Genomic DNA, 20,771 nt, shown 5'->3' with positions numbered 1-20,771 from the left:
CCGAGCGTCCGTTCGGCGGGCGCGGCCTTTCCGTTTTTTCAGCGTTTTCACAGATAGCAATTCACAGGGGAGATTCGCATGAACATGAGCAATATGGAGTGGTACATCGTCGCCGGGGTGGTGATCGGTTCCGTCTTCGTCGTCATCCTCGGGCTGTTCGCCCTGGTCAAGGCCTTCTACATCAAGGTCCCGCAGGGCACGGCGCTGATCATCAACGACACCACCTCGCAGCCCAAGGTCAAGTTCACGGGCGGCCTGGTGCTGCCGGTGATCCACAAGAAGGAATTCATGCAGATCTCGTTGCTGACGCTGGAGATCGACCGGCGCGGCAAGGAAGGCCTGATCTGCCGCGACAACATGCGCGCCGACATCACCGTGGCCTTCTACCTGCGGGTCAATGAAACGGCCGAGGACGTGCTCAAGGTGGCCAAGGCCATCGGCGTGGACCGGGCCTCGGACAAGACGGCCGTCAACGACCTGTTCAACGCCAAGTTCTCCGAGGCGCTCAAGACCGTGGGCAAGCAGATCGAGTTCGTGAAGCTGTTCGAGAACCGCCAGGATTTCCGCGACCAGATCATCCATGTCATCGGCAACGACCTCAACGGCTATGTGCTGGAGGACGTGGCCATCGACTATCTGGAACAGACTCCCAAGTCCTCGCTGGACCCCAACAACATCCTGGATGCCGAAGGCATCCGCAAGATCACCGAGCTGACGGCCAACCAGAACATCGTCACCAACGAGCTCGAGCGCAACTCCGACCTGGCCATCACCAAGAAGAACGTGGAGACCAAGGAAGCCATGCTGGCGCTGGAGCGCCAGCAGGCCGACGCCGAGGCCCGCCAAAAGCGCGAGATCGCCACCATCCAGGCCCGCGAGCAGGCCGAGACCCAGAAGGTGCAGGAAGAAGAGCGCCTGAAGGCCGAGCAGGCCCGCATCCAGACCCAGGAGCAACTGGACATCCGCGAGGAAAACCGCCAGCGCGAAGTGGCCGTGGCCCAGCAAAACCGTGAGCGTGCGGTGGTGATCGAGGTCGAGAAGGTCACGCGCGCCAAGGAGCTGGAGATCGTGGCCCGCCAGCGCGAGGTGGAGCTGCAGCGCATCGAGAAGGAAAAGGCCATCGAGGTCGAGAAGGCCAACATCGCCAACGTGGTGCGCGAGCGCGTGGTGGTGGAAAAGTCCGTGGCCCAGGAAGAGGAACGCATCAAGGAAGTGCGCGTGGTCTCCGAGGCCGAGCGCATGAAGCAGGTCACCGTGCTGACTGCCCAGGCCCAGGCCGAGGAAGACCTGGTGCGCCAGGTCAAGAAGGCGGAGGCCGAAGAGGCCGCCTCGCGCCACAAGGCCGTGGAAGTCACGACCATGGCCCAGGCCGAGCTGGAGGCGGCCAGCAAGACCGCCGAGGCCAAGAAGAAGCTGGCCGAGGCCATCGAGGTCGAGCGCGCCGCGCCCGGCCTGGCCGATGCCAAGGTGCGCGAAGTCACGGCCGCCGCCCTGGAAAAGGAAGGCCTGGCGCAGGCCAGGGTGATCGCCGAGAAGATGATGGCCGAGGCCAAGGGCCAGCAGGAAAAGGGCCTGGCCGAGGCGCGCGTCATCGAGGCCACGGCCGACGCCAACGAAAAGCAGGGCCTGGCCGATGCCAAGGTGCTGGAAGAACGCCTGCTGGCCCAGGCGCGCGGCGAGGCCCAGGTGGGCGCGACCAAGGCCTTGGTCACCCGCGACGTGGGCACGTCCGAGGCCGATGTGCTGCGCGACAAGCTCTTCGCCGAGGCCAAGGGCCTGACCGAGAAGTTCACCGCGCTGGCCTCGCTGTCCGACCAGGCGCGCTCGCATGAGGAGTTCCGCATGCAGTTGGAAAAGAATTTCGAGCAGGCGCTGGCCGCCATCGAAGCCAACAAGAGCGTGGCCAAGGACCAGTCCGAGGTGCTGTCGGCCGCGCTCAGCAAGGCCAACATCGACATCGTGGGGGGCGAGGGCGCCTTCTTCGACAACTTCGCCAAGGCGCTGTCCGTGGGCAAGGCCGTGGAAGGCGTGGCGGGCAAGAGCCCCATCGTGCAGGACCTGATCGGCAAGTTCCTCAGCGGCAAGGGCGGCGCATCGCTGCTCAACGCGCTGGGCGACGGCAAGGGCCTGCCGCCCACGCAGAGGGTCGACTGAACGGTCGATTCAACGGCCGACTGAACGGGGCGGCCGCCCGGCCGCTCCCTCCGCCGGCTGCCCAGCCTCCCGCATCCGCCTTCGTCTTCGCCTGCCTGCCCGCCCGTCTGCCGGCCGGCGGGGAAAGGCGTGAATGGTCCCTGACACGCGAAAGCCCGTGACGCCCATGTCCCAACCGTCCCCATCGTCCACACCGTCCTCACCGCCCCTCTCTCCCGACACTGCCGCCTCGGCCGTGGACCAGGCAGTCGCCAGCGGCGGCTCCTACGAAGTGCTGGCCAAGCGCCTGGACGGCCAGGGGCAGGCGCTGGAGGCGCTGGTGCGCCAGCTCAACGAGGAGCGGCTGGAGGAATTCGGCCGCAGCCAGATGGAAGTCATCGGGCGCATGCGCGTGCGCACCGAAAACAACTGCCTGGGCCGCGACATCGCCCAGGTCGGCGGCTACCTGCTGTTCGGCTACAACGTCTTCATGGGCCTGAAGCAGTCCACGCGCGTGGAAGACGTGTTCGGCCTGTATCGCCTGCACGAGGGAGAGCAGGGCTACGAGGTCACTCCAGTGGACCTCAAGGACAGTTTCCTGGGCATACAGAGCTTCGTGCAGGACTTCCAGGAGCTGTACGCCTACTACAAGAACACGCGGCTGATGCAGCTGGCCGTGCGCGACGGCAAGCTGCTGGCGAGCTTCCAGATCGGCGAGCGCCTGTCCGATGTGCGCGTGTTCCGCTGGTCCGTGCCCGTGGACGGCCAGCCCATACGCTACATAGACAACCGCGGCGAGCGCGACATCGAACTGCCTGCGCCCCATGACTTTGAATGGCAGCGCGCCGGGCGCGAGCAACTGGTGCAGGGGCGCCACCCGCACATCAACGTGCTGGACAAGGTCTTCGTCGAGACCCTGGGCGGCACGCTGACCATCAAGGTCGAGAACAACACCAACGACGGACTGGGCATCTACAGCGAGCCCGTGCAGGAGAAGAACCAGTCGCTGGACGACGCCGTGTTCGAGTACGCCGCCGTCGGCAGCCTGATCCTGCTGAAGATCCTGCCCTACCGCGAAGAGCAGTGGCGCTACCTGATCTTCAACACCGTCTCCCGCCAGGTGCTGCGCATGGATGCCATCGGCGCGGCCTGCATCCAGCTGCCGCAGGACCACGGCATCATCTTCCCGGGCGGCTACTACCTGCAAAGCGGGGAGAACCGCTCGTTCGAGCAGAACATGCAGGGCATGCGCTACCGGCGCAGCATCCGATCGCCCAACGGCGAGGACGTGCTCTACGTGTTCTACGAGCCCGAGAGCGGGCGCATGGCGCTGTTCAAGTACAACCTGATCGAGCGCGCCCTGCAGCCGCCCATCATCGGCCACGGCCATGCGCGCATGGACGACGGGCGCATCGTCATCTTCGCGGCCGAGAGCAACGAAGCCTCGCGCGTGCACCCCATGCAGGTCTGGCGCACGCCCTTCGCCTCGGACGACTACGCGGCGCGCCAGCCGCAGCGCGACAGCTTCCTGGGCCGCATAGGCAATGCCGAGCTGGTCAGCGGCATCTCGGACCTGTACAGCGTGCGCAAGGAAATCGCGGCCACCGAGGTCTCGCTGCCGCGCTACGAGCGCCTGATCGACGCCGCGCGCCGCCTGTTCGAGCGCTACCACTGGCTGGGCGCGCCGCAGCTCAAGGGGGTGCACGAGACCCTGCTGGGCATCGTCGCCACGGGTGATGCGGTCATCGACGAGTACGAAAAGGTCGAGAGCATCCGCAATGCCTCGGCCAAGGCCATGGGCGAGGTGTCCGGCCGCCATGGCCGGTTGCTCAAGCAGTTGCGCCTGGCGGACTGGAAGGCCATTGGCGAATACGTGGATGCGCTCACCCAGCTGGGCCAGCTGCGCGGCCAGCTCATGGCCACGCGCGACCTGCGCTATGTGGACCAGGCCGCCATCGACACCATGGTGCAGGGCGTCAACGAGGCCCAGGCCGATGTCTCCCAGCGCACGGCCGCCTTTATCGCCACCGACGAGGCCATGCAGCCCTATGCCGATCAGCTGCAGGCGCTGGACCAGGCTGCGCAGGCGGCAGCCACGGTGGCGCAGATCAACGAGCCGCTGGCGCGCATGGCCGACATGGCGGCCGCGCTGGACATGCTGTCCGAGCTGATGGGCAGCCTGTCCATCGACGACGCCACGCAGCGCACCCAGGTGGTGGACCGCATCTCGGCCGTCTACGCGCGCCTGAACCAGGTGCGTGCACGCGCCGAGCAGCGCAGGTCGGGCCTGGGCGGCGCCGAGAACGTGGCCCAGTTCGCGGCCCAGCTGGCGCTGTTCTCGCAAAGCATCGTCAGCGCCCTGGGCCTGGCGCAGACGCCCGAGAAATGCGACGAGCAGCTGGCGCGTCTGATGGTGCAGCTGGAGGAAATCGAAAGCCGCTTCGGCGAGCACGAGCAGTTCCTTGGCGACATCATGGCCAAGCGCGAGGAGGTGCTGGAGAGCTTCGAGGCGCGCCGCCAGTCGCTGCAGGACGAGCGCCAGCGCAAGGCGCAGGGCGTGCTGGACGCGGCCCTGCGCATCGTGCAGAGCCTGCCCAAGCGCACCGAGAAACTGGCCAGTGCCGACGCGCTGCATGCGTTCTTTGCAGGCGATCCGCTGATCGGCAAGCTCAAGGAGCTGTCCCAGCGCCTGCGAGAGCAGCTGCACGACCCGGTCAAGGCCGACGATATCGACGGCCGCGTCAAGAACCTGCGCGACCAGGCGTTTCGCGCGCTGCAGGACCGCAGCGAGCTGTACGAAGGCGGCGGCGCCATCATCCGCCTGGGCCGCCACCGCTTCAGCGTGGGCAACCAGGAACTGGATCTGACCCTGCTGCCGCGCAACGGCGCTTTGTTCCTGCACCTGGTCGGCACCGAGTATTTCGAGCCCGTGGACAACCCCGAGCTGGCCGCTTTGCAGGCCTACTGGGATGCCTCCACGCCGGCCGAATCGGCAGACTTCTATCGCGGTGAATACCTGGCCCTGGAAGTGGTGCAGGCCGCACGCCAGCGCCGCGACGGCTGGAGCGAGGCCCGGCTGGCCCAGTTGCTGCCCGACGAGGCGGCGCTGACCCAGGCCATCCGCGAATTCTCCGCGCCGCGCTACCGCGAAGGCTATGAGCGCGGTATCCACGACCATGATGCGGCCCGCATCCTGCAGGTGCTGCTGCCCCTGCGCGATGCCGCCGGCGTGCTGCGCTTTGCGCCCCACGCCCGTGCGCTGGCCCTGCTGTTCTGGAGCGCACATGCCCAGGTGCAGCAGCCGCAGCTGGCTGCCGCCATGGCGCAGTGGCCGCTGCGCGCCCAGCAGGCCCAGGCCATGCAGCAGATGTTCGGCAGCGAGGCCGAGCAGCTGAGCCTGCGCGCCGACATTGCCGAGCGCCTGCGCGCCTATGCCGACGAGCGGGGCCTGCTGCGCGACCTGCTGCCAGGACAGGCGGCGCCCGCAGACAGCGATATCGACAGCCTCATCCACGGCGCCGCCGACTACCTGCAGGCCGAGCTGGCGCAAAAGGCCGTGCGCTTTTCCTTCTCCAGCTACAGCCAGTCGGCCATTGCCGCACTGCAGGCCGCCGTGCAGCAGCAGGCCCAGCCGTTGCAGCGCTGGGAGGAAATGCAGGCCTACTGGCAGGGAGAGGACCGGCACGACAAGCCTTTGGCGCCGCTGGACCAGCGCTGGCGCAGCGCGCTGCACTGGCTGCAGACCGCCTGCCGCGCGCTGGACGACGGGCAAGGGCAGGCCTGGCTGGCCTATTGCGGCGAAGCCGCCGCCTGGCTGTGCTGCGCCGGCCCACTGCCCTGCAAGGTCAGCAATGTGGACCTGCGCCATGAAGTGCCGGGCCTGCTGGGCCAGCATCCGCGCATTGCGGACGGCCGCATGTGGCTGCAGATCGACGACCTGGGCCAGCGCGCCGCGCGCCATTTCCGCAGCTTTGTCCCCGAATTCGGCCGCTACCAGGCGCTGCGCCAGCAGCTGCTGCAGGACTGGCGCTCGCGCGTGCGGGTGGACGAATTCAAGGCCCGGCCGCTGTCGTCCTTTGTGCGCAACCGGCTCATCAACGAGATCTACCTGCCCGTGATCGGCGACAACCTGGCCAAGCAGATCGGCGTGGCTGGCGAGAACAAGCGCACCGACCAGATGGGGCTGCTGATGATGATCTCGCCGCCCGGCTACGGCAAGACCACGCTGATGGAGTACGTGGCCAACCGCCTGGGCCTGATCTTCATGAAGATCAACGGCCCGGCGCTGGGCCACTCCGTGCGCTCGCTGGACCCGGCCCAGGCGCCGGACGCCACGGCGGCCAAGGAGCTGGAAAAGCTCAACCTGGCGCTGGAGATGGCCAACAACGTGATGCTGTACATCGACGACATACAGCACACGCACCCCGAGTTCCTGCAGAAATTCATCTCGCTGTCGGACGGCACGCGCCGCATCGAGGGCGTGTGGAAGGGCCAGACCCGCACCCACGACATGCGCGGCAAGCGCTTTTGCGTGGTCATGTCGGGCAATCCGTACACCGAGTCGGGCGAGGTCTTCAAGATCCCCGACATGCTGGCCAACCGTGCCGACATCTACAACCTGGGCGATGTGCTGGGCGGCATGCAGGAGGTGTTCAAGCTCAGCTATATCGAAAACAGCATGACCTCGAACGCCGTGCTGGCGCCGATGGCCACGCGCAGCCTGCAGGACCTGTACCTGCTGCTGGACAAGGCGCAGGGCAGGGATGTCTCGGGCAACGCGCTGTCGCACGACTATTCATCGGCCGAACTGCGCGAGATCGAGGCCGTGCTGGCCCGCATGGTGCAGGTGCGCGAGCTGGTGTTCAAGGTCAACCAGCAGTACATCCAGAGCGCCGCGCAGGACGACGGCTACCGCACCGAGCCGGCCTTCCGGCTGCAGGGCAGCTACCGCAACATGAACAAGCTGGCCGAAAAAATCACCCCGGTGATGAACGACCAGGAAATGCAGCAGATGCTGGCCGACCACTACCAGGGCGAAGCGCAGATGCTGACCACGGGCGCCGAGGAGAACCTGCTCAAGCTCGCCGAGCTGCGCGGGCAGATGAGCGACGAGGACAGCGCCCGCTGGCAGCAGATACGCCAGCAGTTCCTGCGCCGCCAGGCCGCAGGCGGCGCCAATGCCGACGCTGCCACGCGCGTGACGGCGCAGCTGGTCGATCTGGTCGCCGCCACGCGCGAGGTGGCCCAGTCGGTGGCCCAGCCCCAGCAGCAGGCGATGCAGGAAGGCGCCGCCGAACAGTCCCAGCTCCTGCAAGCGCTGCAGGCACTGCTGGCCCGGCTGCTGCAGACGCAAAGCGCCGCAGGCGACTCGCTGCACGGCATACGCGAGCTGATGGCGCAAAGGGCGGCCAGCGAGCCCGCCAGCACCCAGGCCGGCACCCCGTCGGAGGTGCAGGCCGCCCAGGACCGTCAGGCCCTGGTTCACATGCTGGGCCAACTGCTGACCCGGTCGCTGGCCCAGTCCCTGGAGCCCGTGGTCACGCACCTGGACCAGGCCCGCCGACAGCAGCTGGGCTTGCACCGCGTGCTGATGCAGGTGGCCACGCGCATGCAGGAGCAGATCGACGCCCAGCGCGCGGGCCGTCCCGTGCCGGCTGCGGGCGCCATACGCTCCGAGGAAATCGACAAGGCCTTCGAGCGCATGCAGCGCGGCGACGTGCCGCCTGCGGCCTAGGCGCAGCGCCGGGGCCGGGGCAGGGCCCATCGGCAAAGGCTGGGGCGCCTTGCTGGCGCTGCCTTTGCATGGGCCGGGGGCCCTCGCACGTCTGCATGCGCTGATCCGTCATCGGACAACCCGATGTCCCGGACGTTGGACCATCACCTACAACCCGGGGCGCGTCCCGAACCGATGCTTGGAGTGGCGTGTCCGCAGCAGTGTGCACGCCCCACGAAGAGCCAACACGATGGACGCCCCATGGAACACAACACCCAGCTTTCCGTTTCGCGCAGGGACCTGCTGATTGCAGGTGCCTCCACGGCTGCGGCAACGGCCGTGCCTCGATCGGCCGGCGCGCAAGTGCAGCCTCCCTCCATCCCCGAAGGGGTCCAACTGCCCGTCACCCTGCAGGTGAACGGCCAGGAACACCGCCTGGACCTGGACACCCGCACCACGCTGCTCGACGCCCTGCGCGAGCACCTGCACCTGACCGGCACCAAGAAAGGCTGCGACCATGGCCAGTGCGGGGCCTGCACGGTGCTGGTCAATGGCCGGCGGGTGGTGTCCTGCCTGAGCCTGGCCGTGATGAACCAGGGCGCCGCCGTGACCACCATCGAAGGCCTGGGCACGCCGCAATCCCCGCACGCCATGCAGGCCGCCTTCGTGCGGCACGACGGTTTCCAGTGCGGCTACTGCACGCCGGGGCAGATCTGCTCTGCCGTGGGCATGCTCGACGAGATCCGGCAAGGCATGCCCAGCCATGCCAGCGAAGACATCGTGGCCCAGCCCCTGGTGTCGGCCCATGAACTGCGTGAACGCATGAGCGGCAACCTGTGCCGCTGCGGGGCGTATTCCAACATCGTCGATGCCATCACCGAAGTGGCGGGGGAGGGGCGGACATGATTGCCTTCACCTACGAACGCGCCCAGTCCCCCGCGCAGGCTGCCGCCGCCGTGGCGGCCCGGCCGGGCGCCCGCTTCATCGCCGGGGGCACGAATCTGCTGGACCTGATGAAGCTGCAGATAGAAACCCCCGTGCATCTGGTCGATGTCAACGGCACCGGCATGGATACCGTGGAGCCCACCGCGCAGGGCGGGCTGCGCATAGGCGCGCTGGTGCGCAACAGCGACCTGGCCGCCCATGCGCGCGTGCGGCGTGACTACGGCGTGCTGACCCGCGCCCTGGTGGCCGGCGCCTCTGGCCAATTGCGCAATATGGCGACCACGGGCGGCAATCTGCTGCAGCGCACGCGCTGCCCGTATTTCTACGACACCAATATGCCGTGCAACAAGCGTGTGCCGGGCAGCGGCTGTTCGGCCATTGCCGGCGTGAGCCGCCAGCATGCGGTGATCGGCGGCAGCGAGGCCTGCATTGCCACCCACCCCAGCGACATGGCCGTGGCGCTGCGCGCGCTGGACGCCACGGTGGAAACCGTCCAGGCCGACGGCAAGGCCCGCGTCATCCCCATTGCCGACTTCCACCGGCTGCCCGGCAGCACGCCGCAGGTAGAGACGGCCTTGCAGGCCGGCGAACTGATCACCTCCGTCACCCTGCCGCCGCCGCCGGGCGGCACGCACATCTATCACAAGGTACGCGACCGGGCTTCCTATGCGTTTGCGCTGGTGTCGGTGGCCGCCATCGTGCAGCGCGACGGCAGCGGGCGCGTGGCCCTGGGCGGCGTGGCGCACAAGCCGTGGCGTCTGGAGGCTGCCGAAGCGTTGATGCCGCAGGGCGCCAAGGCCGTCACCGACCGCCTGCTGGCAGGCGCCCGGCCCACGCACGACAACGCCTTCAAACTCACGCTGGCCGAGCGCACGCTTGCCTCCGTGCTGGACCAGGCCAGGAACTGACGCCATGAAATTCGACACCCCCGCAACGGTCAACCCCATTGACCAGCTCAAGATCATCGGCCAGCCGATGAACCGCATCGACGGCCTGCTCAAGACCACCGGCACGGCGCCGTATGCCTATGAGCGGCATGACGTGGTCCAGCACCCGGCCTATGGCTATGTGGTGGGCTCGGCCATTGCCAAGGGCCGCATCCGCAGCATCGGGCTGGCGCAGGCAAGCCGCGCGCCCGGCGTGCTGGCCATCGTCACCGCACAGACCGCTGGCAAGCTGGGCCAGGGCAAGATGAACACCGCGCCGCTGCTGGCAGGCCCCCAGGTGGCCCACTACCACCAGGCCGTGGCCCTGGTGGTGGCGGAAACCTTCGAGCAGGCGCGCGCTGCCGCGCAATTGGTCCGTGTGGACTACGAGCCCGTGGCTGGCGCCTATGACCTGGCCAAGGCCAGGGACTCCGCCGTGCCACCCGACAGCATCAATGGCGATGCGCCGGACACGGCCATTGGCGATTTCGACGGCGCCTTCGCTTCGGCCCCCGTGAAGGTGGACGCCACATACACCACGCCAGACCAGTCGCACGCCATGATGGAGCCCCATGCCACGCTGGCCGCATGGAAGGGCGACCAGCTCACGGTATGGACCTCGAACCAGATGATTGCCTGGGGGCAGGGCGAGCTGGCAAGGACGCTGGGCATTCCCAAGGACAAGGTGCGCCTGGTCTCGCCATTCATTGGCGGCGGTTTTGGCGGCAAGCTGTTCCTGCGGGCCGATGCACTGCTGGCCGCGCTGGGGGCGCGCGCGGCAGGCCGGCCCGTCAAGGTCGCACTGCAGCGCCCGCTGATGGCCAACAACACCACGCACCGCCCGGCCACCATCCAGCGTGTGCGCATCGCGGCAGGGCAGGACGGAAAAATCACCGCCATCGGCCACGAAAGCTGGTCGGGCGACCAGCCCGGAGGATCGGCGGACGGTGCCGTGGACCAGACCCGCCGCATGTATGCCGGCACCCATCGCATGACCGCCACGCGCCTGGCCGTGCTGGACTTGCCCGAGGCCAATGCCATGCGCGCCCCCGGCGAAGCCACGGGGCACATGGCCCTGGAAGTTGCCATGGACGAGCTGGCGGAAAAGCTCGGCATCGATCCCGTGGAGCTGCGCATCCGCAACGACACCCAGGTGGTGCCGGACAGCGGCAAGAAGCCGCAACCCGAGGCGAAGGAGGGCACCCCTGCCCAGGAGCACAAGCCGTTTTCCCGCCGTGAGTTCGTGCAGTGCCTGCGCACGGGCGCCGAGCGCTTCGGATGGAGCCAGCGCAATCCCCAGCCGGCCCAACGGCGCGAAGGGCGCTGGCTGATCGGCCTGGGCATGGCCGGCGCCTACCGTGGCGCGCCTGTCATGAAGTCCGCCGCCCGCGTGCGCCTGGACAGGCAGGGCATGCTCACCGTGGAAACCGACATGACCGACATCGGCACGGGCAGCTACACCATCATTGCCCAGACGGCGGCCGAGATGCTGGGCCTGCCGCTGCAGCAGGTGCGCGTGCGGCTGGGCGACTCCGGCTTTCCCGTGTCTGCCGGCTCGGGCGGGCAATGGGGCGCGGCCAGTGCCACCTCCGGCGTCTATGCCGCCTGCGTGAAGCTGCGCGAGGCCGTGGCGCGCAAGCTGGGCATGGACCCGGGGACGGCCGAATTCGCGGATGGGCATGTGCAGGCGGGCGGCAAGCGCCGGGCTCTGGCCAGCGCTGCCGGCGACGGCGACCTGACGGCCGAGGATGCCATCGAATTCGGCGTGCTCGACAAGAAGATGCAGCAGTCCACCTTTGGCGCGCACTTCGTGGAGGTCGCCGTGGACGCCTTCACTGCAGAGGTCCGCGTGCGGCGCATGCTGGCCGTTTGCGCGGCCGGCCGCATCCTCAATCCCAAGACTGCCCGCAGCCAGGTCATCGGCGCCATGACCATGGGCGTGGGAGCGGCCCTGATGGAAGAGCTGGCCGTGGACACGCGCCTGGGCTTGTTCGTCAACCACGACCTGGCGGGCTATGAGGTGCCCGTGCATGCCGACATCCCGCACCAGGAAGTGATCTTTCTGGACGAGGTCGATCCCATGGCCTCGCCCATGAAAGCCAAGGGTGTGGGCGAGCTGGGCATCTGCGGCGTAAGCGCAGCCATTGCCAACGCCATCCACAACGCCACCGGCGTGCGGGTGCGCGACTACCCGATCACGCTGGACAAGCTGCTGGCAGGACTGGGGAGGCTGGCATGAGAGGGCACTGCACCTGAGGCAGCCCGCTCAGGCCCTGGATTCTTGATGAGCGAAGGCCGGTCACCTCTGGGTGGCCGGCCTTTTTGCATGTGGCCATCAATAGAACGCATAGCTTGCGCGTCCGTCGGCATTGGCCTGGAGAGGCTGGCGTGGAGATACTTTTTGCACTGGGAAATGTCGGCGCTGTGCACTCCGAACACAGGCCGCCCCGGTTTCCCCACAACAGAACCTGACCTGGGCGCGAAGCGCCTGCCAGGGCAAAGAGACAACCTGCTCCGACAAGGACTTGTATGAAAGATATCCGCAAGACGATGGACGAGGGCGCCATGGCGCCGTTCCAGTGGCTGGCCGTGGCCATCTGCATCCTGCTCATCATGCTGGACGGCTTCGATGTGCTGGTGATGGCCTTCACCGCCTCGGCCGTCGCTGCCGAGTGGAAGCTCAACGGGGCGCAGCTGGGCGTGCTGTTCAGTGCCGGGCTGATCGGCATGGCCATAGGCTCGCTGTTTCTGGCGCCCGTGGCCGACCGCCGTGGCCGGCAACCCGTCATCGTGCTGTGCCTGGTCGTGGTGTCCGTGGGCATGCTGCTTTCTGCCGCAGCGCGCAGCTATGTGGAACTGGCGGCCCTGCGCGCCATGACGGGCGTGGGCATTGGCGGCATGCTGGCCAGCGTGGGGGTGATCACCTCGGAGTATTCATCGAACAAATGGCGCAGCACGGCGATTGCGCTGCAGGCCACGGGTTATCCGATTGGCGCCACGCTGGGCGGGCTCATGGCCGCCTGGCTGCTGGCACACCATGGCTGGCGCTCGGTCTTTGTGTTCGGCGGCCTGGCCACGGCGCTGATGGTGCCCATCGTGCTGTGGCGGCTGCCGGAGTCGGTGGACTTTCTGTTGGGCCGCCGCCCGGCACGTGCGCTGGAAAAGCTCAACCGGCTGATGGCGCTGATGGGCCATCCTGCCTTGCTGCAGCTGCCTGCACAGGCCGGCGGCGAATTCCGGCAGGGCAACACCGTGGCTGCCCTGTTCAGGAACGGCCTGGCGCGCCCCACGCTGATGCTCTGGGCCGGCTTCTTCCTGCTGATGTTCAGCGTCTATTTTTCGCTGAGCTGGACGCCCAAGCTGCTGGTGCAGGCCGGCCTGTCGGCACAGCAGGGCGTGACGGGCGGCGTGCTGCTCAACCTGGGAGGCATTGCCGGCGGCAGCCTGTTCGGCCTGCTGGCGGTGAAGGCCAAGCTGCGGCATCTGGCCATGGGCAGCCTGCTGCTGAATGCCTTGTTCACTGCGCTGTTCGGCCTGGCCTCGGCCAGCCTGGGCTGGGCGTTCGCCGCAGCGGTAGGCGTGGGCGTGTTCCTGTTCGCCTCCATGGCCGGGCTGTACGGGCTGGTGCCGGCCACCTATCCGGCCCAGGTGCGCGCCACCGGCATGGGCTGGGCCATAGGCATTGGGCGCATAGGCGCCATCGTGGCGCCCACCATGGCCGGCCTGCTGCTGGACGGTGGCTGGCAGCCTGCCTCGCTGTACTACGTCTTTGCCTTGCCGCTGATTGCCGCGGGGCTGGCCGTGTGGGCCACTGGCGCCGGCCGCACCCTGGCGCCGATGGGTGGCGCGCTGCGAGCGCCTGGTGCTTGATCCTTGAACCCCTATCCGTGAGCACGCGCCCGAGCGCCCGAGCGCCCAAGCGCTCAAGCGCAGGAGAAACACTTCCATGGCATTGGACAAACCCTATCTCGACGTACCGGGAACCACGGTCTTCGACGCCGAGCAATCCCGCCAGGGCTACTGGCTCAACCAGTTCTGCATGTCGCTGATGAAGGCCGAGAACCGCGAGCGCTTTCGGGCTGACGAGCGCGCCTATCTGGGCGAATGGGCCATGACGGCCGAGCAAAGACAGGCCGTGCTGGACCGCGACCTGAACCGCTGCATTGCGCTGGGCGGAAACATCTACTTCCTCGTGAAGATCGGCGCCACCGACGGCGTCAGCGTGCAGAACATGGTCTCGACCATGAGTGGCATGAACGAGGAGGACTACCGCCAGATGATGCTGGGCGGCGGACGCAGCATCAATGGAAACCGCTACCTGCATGAGCAGGAAAGACAGGAAAAAGGCATCTGATGGCGCGCATCACCGCATCCGTCTACACCTCGCATGTGCCCGCCATCGGCGCGGCCATGGACCTGGGCAAGGCGGGCGACCCCTATTGGCAGCCGCTGTTCAAGGGCTTCGGGCACTCGCGCCAATGGCTCAAGGACAACAGGCCCGACGTGATCTTCCTGGTCTACAACGACCACGCGACCGCGTTCAGCCTGGACTTCATTCCGACGTTTGCCATCGGCACGGCCGCTGAATACCAGCCCGCCGACGAAGGCTGGGGCCCGCGCCCCGTGCCCAAGGTCGTCGGCCATCCGGAGCTGGCCAGCCACATTGCGCAGTCGGTGATCCAGCAGGACTTCGACCTGACCATCGTCAACAAGATGGACGTGGACCACGGCCTGACCGTGCCGCTGTCGCTGATGTGCGGCGAGCAGGACGTGCGCACGGGCGCCTGGCCCTGCCCGGTGATTCCGTTTGCCGTCAACGTGGTGCAGTACCCCGTGCCGTCGGGCCAGCGCTGCTTCAACCTGGGCCGCGCCATCCGCCGCGCCGTGGAAAGCTTCGACGAAGACCTGAACGTGCAGATCTGGGGCACGGGCGGCATGAGCCACCAGCTGCAGGGCGCGCGTGCGGGCCTGATCAACAAGGAGTGGGACAACCGCTTCCTGGACCTGCTGATCGAGAACCCTGCCGGTTTGGCCAAGATGCCGCATATCGACTACGTGCGCGAGGCCGGCTCCGAAGGCATCGAGCTGGTGATGTGGCTGATCGCGCGCGGTGCCATGGCCGATGTGGATGGCCCCGCGCCGCTGCCCAGGGTCAACCACCGCTTCTACCATGTGCCGGCATCGAACACGGCCGTCGGCCACCTCATTCTGGAGAACGCAGCATGAGCCGGCCTTGCGTGGTACTTCTGCCGGGCCTGCTGTGCGACGAGACGGTCTGGCACGAGCAGCATGCGGCCCTGTCCTTTGCCGGTGTTGCCGAGTGCATTGTTCCGTCCTATGGCGCGGCGGCCACCATCGAAGACATGGCGCGCCTGGTGCTGGATGGCGTGGCGGCCGAGCGGTTTTCGCTGGCGGGCCATTCCATGGGCGGGCGCGTGGCCCTGGCCATTGCCGGCATGGCGCCCCAGCGTGTGGAGCGGCTGGCCTTGCTGGACACCGGCATGGACCCCATCGCCCCGGGCGAGGCCGGCGAGAGCGAACGCGCCAAGCGCATGGCGCTCTTGCAGATCGCCCGGCACAGCGGCATGCGCGAGATGGGCCTGCAATGGGCGCGCGGCATGGTGCATCCGGACCGGCTCGATACGCCGCTGTTCAGTGAGGTGCTCGACATGGTGGCGCGCTTCACGCCCGAGGTGTTCGCCGCGCAGATCAATGCCTTGCTGAACCGCCCCGATGCGGGCGATGTGCTCAGGCAGCTGCGCTGCCCGACCCTGCTGGCCTGCGGTCGCCAGGATGCCTGGAGCCCGCTGTCACGCCATGAGCGCATGCAGGCCCTGTGCCCGGGCGCCGAGCTGGTGGTGATCGAGGACAGCGGCCACATGAGCACCATGGAGCAGCCGCAGCAGGTGTCGCGGGCACTGCTCGACTGGATGGGGCGCTGAGCGAGCGCTGCACTCAGACTAGGCCGGCGGATCGCCCACGGCCCGCCGGCAGGCCTGCATGAACAGCTCCAGGTCCTGCGATGCCGTGCTCAGCGCACGCGTGGCCAGCCCGATGCGCCTGCGTGTGGAAGGCAGGTCCACAGGCACGATGGACAACTGCCCGCCGTGGTCATCCTGCAGGGCCTGTCCGCGCGAGGCCAGGGCCAGCCGGCCCGTCTGCAGCACAAAGGCCAGCGTCATGGTCGGGCTGCTGGCGCGCAGGCTGGCGCGCGGCGGCTCCAGGCCCTGGCTGCGGAACAGCTGGACCATGGCGCGGTCGGCCGGCGTGCCGGGCAGGGGCGACACCCAGAGCCATTGCAGCAAGTCCTCCAGAACCAGCTGGCCGCAGCCCAGGCAGGCATGGCCGGCCGGAGCCACCACGACCAGGTCATCGTCGAACAGGTGCAGCTGGCGTACCTCATCGGAGGGCATGTCGGCGCGCAGGGCGCCGGCGATGGCGTCGATGTCGGCGCTCAGCAGGTGCTGCACCAGGCTCTCGTAGGTGCCGTCCACGATGCTGACCTCGATGTCCGGGTGGCTGGCGGCCAGGCTGTCGACCGCGCGCGGCAGGAAGATTCCCACCGACAGCGGCAGCACGCCGACCACCACGCGCCCTCGGATCTCGCCGCGCCAGGCGGAAATATCGCTGTCCATGCCGCGCACCTCGGCCAGGGCCAGCTTGACACGGCGCAGCAGCGCTTCGCCGGACGGCGTCAGCCGCGTGCCGAAGGCCAGCTTGTAGAACAGCTGCATGCCCAGACTGGTTTCCAGCCCCTGCAGCGCCGCATGCACGGCGGGCTGCGTCAGGCCCAGCCACTGCGCGGCCAGGGATTCGCTGCCGCAGTCGGCAATGGCCATGAGGGCGCGCAGCTGGCCCGCAGGCACGGTCTCGGCAAAACGCTCGGGCAGGGGAGGGCGCCTGGCCGCCAGCGTGGCGGCGGCCTGGGCGTCGGCCGCGCCGCTGCCCAGGTGCTGGAGCATGGCTTCGATGCGGGCGGCCAACTGGCTGCCCAGCGGGGTCGGCATCATGCCGCGCGCCCCCCGCATGAACAGCGGCAGGCCACAGGCCTCTTCCAGTTGCAGCACCGAGCGCGCCACGGCCGGCTGAGAAAGATGCATAGCCTGGGCGGCCCGCGTGGTGCTGCCGTGGCGCACCACGCCCAGCATGGCGCGCATGGCCCGCAAATGGCCTGCCAACTCGGGAAAACGCGAGGGATTGCTGCTGGCCCAGGGGGCAAGAGAATGGTTCATTGAAAGGCGCTTCGCGGTACGTTGGAAGAACGTGTTTTGATTGTCCCATAAGAAAAACGCATTGATGGCCGTTGCTCCGGCATTGGCCGGATCGGTGCCGGCATGGAATGCTTGGGGCCTGGATCAAGACAGCCCATCGCAGGCTGCGAATTCCGGGGAGACAAGAAACATGAACCATGAAATCGACCGGCTGCTGGCCCGCCAGGCCTGCCTGGACCTGGTGCTGCGCGCTGCTGCCTTTGCGGATGCCGGTGATGCCCAGGCCCTGGCGCAGCTGTTTGCGGCAGACGGCCAGCTGCAACGGCCCGGCGGCGAGGTACTGGGCGGGCGCACGGCCATCGCCGCTGCGTACTCCCGGCGTCCTGCGGGCCGCATGACCCGGCATCTGGTCACCAACACGCTGGTGGAACTGCAAGGCCCGGACCGCGCCAGCGCGCGCAGCCATGTGCTGCTGTGGTCCTGCGACGAGGCCGATGCCATCACGCCGCACGGCCGCCCGGCGCAACCGCGCCAGCTCGTAGGCGAGTTCGATGACACCTTCGGCCGCAGTCCTGAAGGCCATTGGCTGATCACGCGCCGCGTGGCGCGCTTCGTCATGTACCGGGACCTCCCGGGCGCCTGAAGCGCAGGGCGCCCAGCCGCTTTCTCCCATTTCCCCGTGCCCGCCACTCTCGCCTTTCCCAAGGCGCAGCGTTGCGGCGTGCCGATTCCGCAACGACAACGACAGGAGACACAAGCATGAACCGCACTCTCAAAAGCATTCCCCAACCCCCAGCCAGGCGCCCACTGCGGGCTTGTCTGGGCCGCCTCGCCCCGCTCGCCATGCTGGCAGCAGCAGGCGGCGCCCAGGCCCAGACCGCCTCATCGGTGACGCTGTACGGCCATCTGGACACCGGCATCGAGCACCTGACGAATGTGCAAGGCGGCGGATCGCTGACGCGCATGCCCGGCCTCACGGGAACGGCACCGTCGCGCTGGGGGCTGCGCGGCAGCGAGGATCTGGGCGGCGGCCTGAGCGCCGTCTTTGCGCTGGAGTCAGGCTTTGGCCCGGATGCCGGCACCTTCAACCAGGGCGGGCGGGGCTTCGGGCGCCAGGCCTGGGTGGGGCTGTCCGGAGGCTGGGGCAGTGTCTCGCTGGGGCGCAACTACACCATGCTGTACTGGGCATTGTTCGATGCCGACCTGCTCGGCCCCAACGCCTTCGGCCTGAGCAGCCTGGACAGCTACATCCCCAACACGCGCACCGACAACTCCCTGGCCTACCGGGGGCGCTTTGGCGCCTGGAGCCTGGGTGCGGCCTACAGCCTGGGACGCGATGCCGTCAACGCCGGCCCCAGCCCGGCCGGCACCAACTGCGCCGGCGAATCGGCCACGGACAGGCAGGCCTGCCGCCAGTGGTCCGCCATGCTGAAGTACGACACCGCGCCCTGGGGCTTTGCACTGGCCGTGGACGAGATGCGCGGCGGCGCCGGCGCATTTGCAGGGCTCACGCGCTCGGACCGGAAGGACCGCCGCATCATGCTCAACGGCTATGCCGCGCTGTCACCCACCATCAAGCTGGGCGCCGGCCTCATGCGCCGCGACAACGACGCGGCCCAGGCGGCATCGGCCAGCAACGGCGCCACGCCGCGCAGCACCCTGGCATGGGGCGGCCTGTCCTGGTCCCCCAGCGCCGCCGTCGTGGTCGATGGCCAGCTGCAGCAACTGCGCTACGCCCAGGGCGGCGACCGCTCCACCCTGCTGGCCCTGCGCGCCACCTACAGGTTCTCCAAGCGCACGGCGGTCTATGCCCAGGCCGCGCGCATTGACAACGGACAGCGCCTGGCCATCTCGGTCAGCTCGGCCGCAGCCGGCGGCAGCCCGCTGGCGGGCGCATCGCAGACCGGCCTGATGCTGGGCCTGCGCAACGCGTTCTGAAACCGAGGGCCAATACAACAGCCCAGGCAGATGCGGTGCGCATTGTCGCGCCAACGCGGGGTGTCTTCGTCACTGCCGCAATCTACTCTGCGTTGATCTTTTTCTCGGCCGCCACGCGCGCCCATTTGCTGATTTCAGTGCCGAGATAGGCTTGGGCCTCTTCCGGTGTGCTGCCTAAGATCTCGGTTCCCAGCGCAGCAAGCTTCTCTCGCACATCGGGTGTCGCCAGCACCTTGCTCATGTTGCTAGCCAAAATGTCACGCACACTTTTCGGCAAATCTGCAGGGGCCATCAGCATGTACCAGGCGCCGATCTCGTAACCGGGTACGCCCGACTCTGCGACAGTGGGCACGTTGGGCAGCGTGGCCACACGACTGCGGGTGGTCACCGCCAGCGCACGCAGCTGGCCCCCCCTGATGTATTGAAGCACTGTGGGCACGGTGTCGAAATTCACGTCCACTTGACCTGAAAGCAGGTCGGTGAGGGCCGAGCCGCTGCCTTTGTATGGCACGTGCGTCATGCTGGTGCCCGTGGCCAGCTGGAACAACTCGGCAGCGAAGTGCTGCTGTGTGCCCTGGCCGGATGATGCATAGTTGACCGCTCCCTTCCTGGCTTTGACCATCTCAACAAAATCGGCAAACGTCTTGGCGGGTGAAGATGCTGGCACGACCACCACTTGTGGAACGCTACCGATGAGCGAGATCGCAGTGAAGTCTTTGCTGGCAACGTACGGCATCTGCGGTCTGATGGCGGGAACCATGGCGTTGGAACTAACGTGGCCCAGCAACAATGTGTAGCCGTCGGGCCTTGCCTTGGCGACCGCACCTGCGCCAATCGTGCCACTGGCCCCTGCCCGGTTTTCCACCACCACGGGTTGCTTGAGCGACTCTGAGAGCCGGGGCGCAATGACTCGAGCAATGAGGTCTGTCCCCCCTCCGGGCGCAAAGCCGACGACCAGGGTGACCGGTTTGGCAGGGTATCTCTCTTGCGATGTCGCCGAAGAAGCCAGTGTGGCCAGGATGGCCGCAGCCACCAGGGCGCGGCGCGGGATGAAGTTGTGGTGTTTGAGTCGCATGTGTTGTCTCCGCGCCGCTTTGGACTTAGTGAAACTCGGTCAAGCTGCCGAATCCAGGGAACTGATCCTTGATCCCCATCTTGCGCAGCGCGGACCAGTAAATGACAGGGCCCGATGCAAACACCGGCTTTTTCAGCCACTTCTCGGCGTCGTTGGCCACGCGCGCATAAGCGAGGTTCGTGCCCAGCTGCAAGATGGCGTCAGGCTTCGCGGCCTCGCAACGCACAGTGGCCTCAGCCAATTGCTCGTAGGTCTGCGATGCCACATGAATGATGCTCTTGCACTTGAGTCCTTCCACGTGCACAACCTCGAAACCACGCGACGTGAAATAGCTGACAGCATTGGTCTCGATGACGGGGTAATAGGGCGTGAGCAACGCGATGCGTTTAGCTCCGCACAGCTTGAAGGCCTGCTCAGCTGACTGCGCACCCATCGTCACGTCCACACCGGAGGTCTTTTGCAGATGCTCCAGCAGCGCAAAGCTGCCCTTTTCGCCACCCATGTAGCTCTGTGAGGACATGCCCAGCACCAAGTGATCGATCAGCGCCTCATTCAAGCGACGCACCGAATCGTCAAGATTAGCTGCCACGTTGCGCATGATGATGGACCAGTCCTCATCCTGCTGGATCTTCTGATTGGGCACGTAGTAACGGTCGATGGCGTTGATCACGCCGCGCGGACGCATGTCCATCATTTCGTTCTCCACATTCACGTTCGGTCCAGGCGTCATCACACCGATGACACCGCGCGGGCCAAGAGCGTTCACGTAGCGTTGCTGGTCGTGCGTGGAACCATCAATTTCACGTACACCTTGCTGAAATGCATTCATT

Annotated in this window: 14 protein-coding genes; 11 read left to right on the top strand and 3 right to left on the bottom strand. The window is 67.3% G+C overall.

Features of this window, described 5'->3' with window-relative positions:
- Nucleotides 1–78 precede the first annotated feature (78 nt).
- The 9 genes from ACF8ME_RS29135 to ACF8ME_RS29095 all read left to right on the top strand — a co-directional run bounded on the left by ACF8ME_RS29135 (nt 79) and on the right by ACF8ME_RS29095 (nt 15,659).
- A complete protein-coding gene (locus tag ACF8ME_RS29135) occupies nt 79–2,154 on the top strand; it encodes a hypothetical protein (RefSeq protein ID WP_046240080.1) in 2,076 nt (691 codons plus the stop codon).
- Nucleotides 2,155–2,320: 166 nt separating this feature from the next.
- Nucleotides 2,321–7,867 carry a DNA repair ATPase gene (locus ACF8ME_RS29130; protein ID WP_392419320.1) on the top strand — a complete coding sequence of 1,849 codons (5,547 nt, stop codon included), beginning with the start codon at nt 2,321–2,323 and terminating at the stop codon, nt 7,865–7,867.
- Nucleotides 7,868–8,107: 240 nt separating this feature from the next.
- Nucleotides 8,108–8,752 (top strand): aldehyde dehydrogenase iron-sulfur subunit PaoA, encoded by a 645-nt coding sequence (gene paoA, locus ACF8ME_RS29125; protein ID WP_123693362.1) that lies wholly within the window; start codon nt 8,108–8,110, stop codon nt 8,750–8,752.
- Nucleotides 8,749–9,699 (top strand): FAD binding domain-containing protein, encoded by a 951-nt coding sequence (locus ACF8ME_RS29120; RefSeq protein ID WP_392419319.1) that lies wholly within the window; start codon nt 8,749–8,751, stop codon nt 9,697–9,699. The genes paoA and ACF8ME_RS29120 overlap by 4 nt, the downstream gene beginning before the upstream one ends.
- A 4-nt stretch (nt 9,700–9,703) precedes the next feature.
- Complete coding sequence (gene paoC / locus ACF8ME_RS29115) at nt 9,704–11,956, top strand: aldehyde oxidoreductase molybdenum-binding subunit PaoC (protein ID WP_392419318.1); 2,253 nt, start codon at nt 9,704–9,706, stop codon at nt 11,954–11,956.
- 290 nt (nt 11,957–12,246) lie between these two features.
- A complete protein-coding gene (locus ACF8ME_RS29110) occupies nt 12,247–13,587 on the top strand; it encodes an MFS transporter (protein ID WP_047328086.1) in 1,341 nt (446 codons plus the stop codon).
- Nucleotides 13,588–13,663: 76 nt separating this feature from the next.
- Complete coding sequence (gene ligA / locus ACF8ME_RS29105; protein ID WP_016453399.1) at nt 13,664–14,071, top strand: protocatechuate 4,5-dioxygenase subunit alpha; 408 nt, start codon at nt 13,664–13,666, stop codon at nt 14,069–14,071.
- On the top strand, nt 14,071–14,943 hold the full coding sequence (locus ACF8ME_RS29100; RefSeq protein ID WP_392419317.1) for a class III extradiol dioxygenase subunit beta: 873 nt from the start codon (nt 14,071–14,073) through the stop codon (nt 14,941–14,943). The genes ligA and ACF8ME_RS29100 overlap by 1 nt, the downstream gene beginning before the upstream one ends.
- Entirely contained in the window at nt 14,940–15,659 is a 720-nt protein-coding gene (locus ACF8ME_RS29095; protein ID WP_016453402.1) for an alpha/beta fold hydrolase, read from the top strand. Before ACF8ME_RS29100 ends, ACF8ME_RS29095 begins: the two co-directional genes overlap by 4 nt.
- 18 nt (nt 15,660–15,677) lie before the next feature.
- Here the strand turns inward: ACF8ME_RS29095 and ACF8ME_RS29090 are convergent, their stop codons facing one another.
- Nucleotides 15,678–16,949: a LysR family transcriptional regulator gene (locus ACF8ME_RS29090; protein ID WP_392419316.1), complete on the bottom strand. Its 1,272-nt coding sequence runs from the start codon at nt 16,947–16,949 to the stop codon at nt 15,678–15,680.
- 169 nt (nt 16,950–17,118) lie between these two features.
- On the opposite strand from ACF8ME_RS29090, the gene ACF8ME_RS29085 reads away from it, so the two are divergent.
- Together ACF8ME_RS29085 and ACF8ME_RS29080 are read left to right on the top strand one after the other, a co-directional pair.
- Nucleotides 17,119–17,571 carry a nuclear transport factor 2 family protein gene (locus tag ACF8ME_RS29085; RefSeq protein WP_392419315.1) on the top strand — a complete coding sequence of 151 codons (453 nt, stop codon included), beginning with the start codon at nt 17,119–17,121 and terminating at the stop codon, nt 17,569–17,571.
- 116 nt (nt 17,572–17,687) lie between these two features.
- Nucleotides 17,688–18,866, top strand: a complete 1,179-nt coding sequence (locus ACF8ME_RS29080) for a porin (protein ID WP_392419314.1) — start codon at nt 17,688–17,690, stop codon at nt 18,864–18,866.
- A gap of 82 nt (nt 18,867–18,948) precedes the next feature.
- Here the strand turns inward: ACF8ME_RS29080 and ACF8ME_RS29075 are convergent, their stop codons facing one another.
- The gene (locus ACF8ME_RS29075) at nt 18,949–19,941 is read right to left on the bottom strand and encodes a Bug family tripartite tricarboxylate transporter substrate binding protein (protein ID WP_392419313.1); all 993 of its coding nucleotides are present in this window, start codon (nt 19,939–19,941) and stop codon (nt 18,949–18,951) included.
- Nucleotides 19,942–19,966: 25 nt separating this feature from the next.
- Nucleotides 19,967–20,770 carry a hypothetical protein gene (locus ACF8ME_RS29070; RefSeq protein ID WP_392419312.1) on the bottom strand — a complete coding sequence of 268 codons (804 nt, stop codon included), beginning with the start codon at nt 20,768–20,770 and terminating at the stop codon, nt 19,967–19,969.
- Between the last annotated feature and the right edge of the window lies 1 nt (nt 20,771).

This window comes from Delftia sp. WSY_7, from assembly GCF_043104845.1.
In the GTDB taxonomy this organism is placed as follows: domain Bacteria; phylum Pseudomonadota; class Gammaproteobacteria; order Burkholderiales; family Burkholderiaceae_C; genus Comamonas; species Comamonas tsuruhatensis.
The sequence above is the reverse complement of the archived record's forward strand: the minus strand, read 5'-3'. Positions and strand labels throughout refer to the sequence as shown.

Coding starts and splice junctions, on each gene's coding strand:
- ACF8ME_RS29075 (WP_392419313.1), bottom strand. CDS start 19,941: ATGCGACTCAAACACCACAACTTCATCCCGCGCCGCGCCCTGGTGGCT.
- ACF8ME_RS29135 (WP_046240080.1), top strand. CDS start 79: ATGAACATGAGCAATATGGAGTGGTACATCGTCGCCGGGGTGGTGATC.
- paoC (WP_392419318.1), top strand. CDS start 9,704: ATGAAATTCGACACCCCCGCAACGGTCAACCCCATTGACCAGCTCAAG.
- ACF8ME_RS29110 (WP_047328086.1), top strand. CDS start 12,247: ATGAAAGATATCCGCAAGACGATGGACGAGGGCGCCATGGCGCCGTTC.
- ACF8ME_RS29085 (WP_392419315.1), top strand. CDS start 17,119: ATGAACCATGAAATCGACCGGCTGCTGGCCCGCCAGGCCTGCCTGGAC.
- ACF8ME_RS29070 (WP_392419312.1), bottom strand. CDS start 20,770: ATGAATGCATTTCAGCAAGGTGTACGTGAAATTGATGGTTCCACGCAC.
- paoA (WP_123693362.1), top strand. CDS start 8,108: ATGGAACACAACACCCAGCTTTCCGTTTCGCGCAGGGACCTGCTGATT.
- ACF8ME_RS29130 (WP_392419320.1), top strand. CDS start 2,321: ATGTCCCAACCGTCCCCATCGTCCACACCGTCCTCACCGCCCCTCTCT.
- ligA (WP_016453399.1), top strand. CDS start 13,664: ATGGCATTGGACAAACCCTATCTCGACGTACCGGGAACCACGGTCTTC.
- ACF8ME_RS29090 (WP_392419316.1), bottom strand. CDS start 16,949: ATGAACCATTCTCTTGCCCCCTGGGCCAGCAGCAATCCCTCGCGTTTT.
- ACF8ME_RS29120 (WP_392419319.1), top strand. CDS start 8,749: ATGATTGCCTTCACCTACGAACGCGCCCAGTCCCCCGCGCAGGCTGCC.
- ACF8ME_RS29095 (WP_016453402.1), top strand. CDS start 14,940: ATGAGCCGGCCTTGCGTGGTACTTCTGCCGGGCCTGCTGTGCGACGAG.
- ACF8ME_RS29100 (WP_392419317.1), top strand. CDS start 14,071: ATGGCGCGCATCACCGCATCCGTCTACACCTCGCATGTGCCCGCCATC.
- ACF8ME_RS29080 (WP_392419314.1), top strand. CDS start 17,688: ATGAACCGCACTCTCAAAAGCATTCCCCAACCCCCAGCCAGGCGCCCA.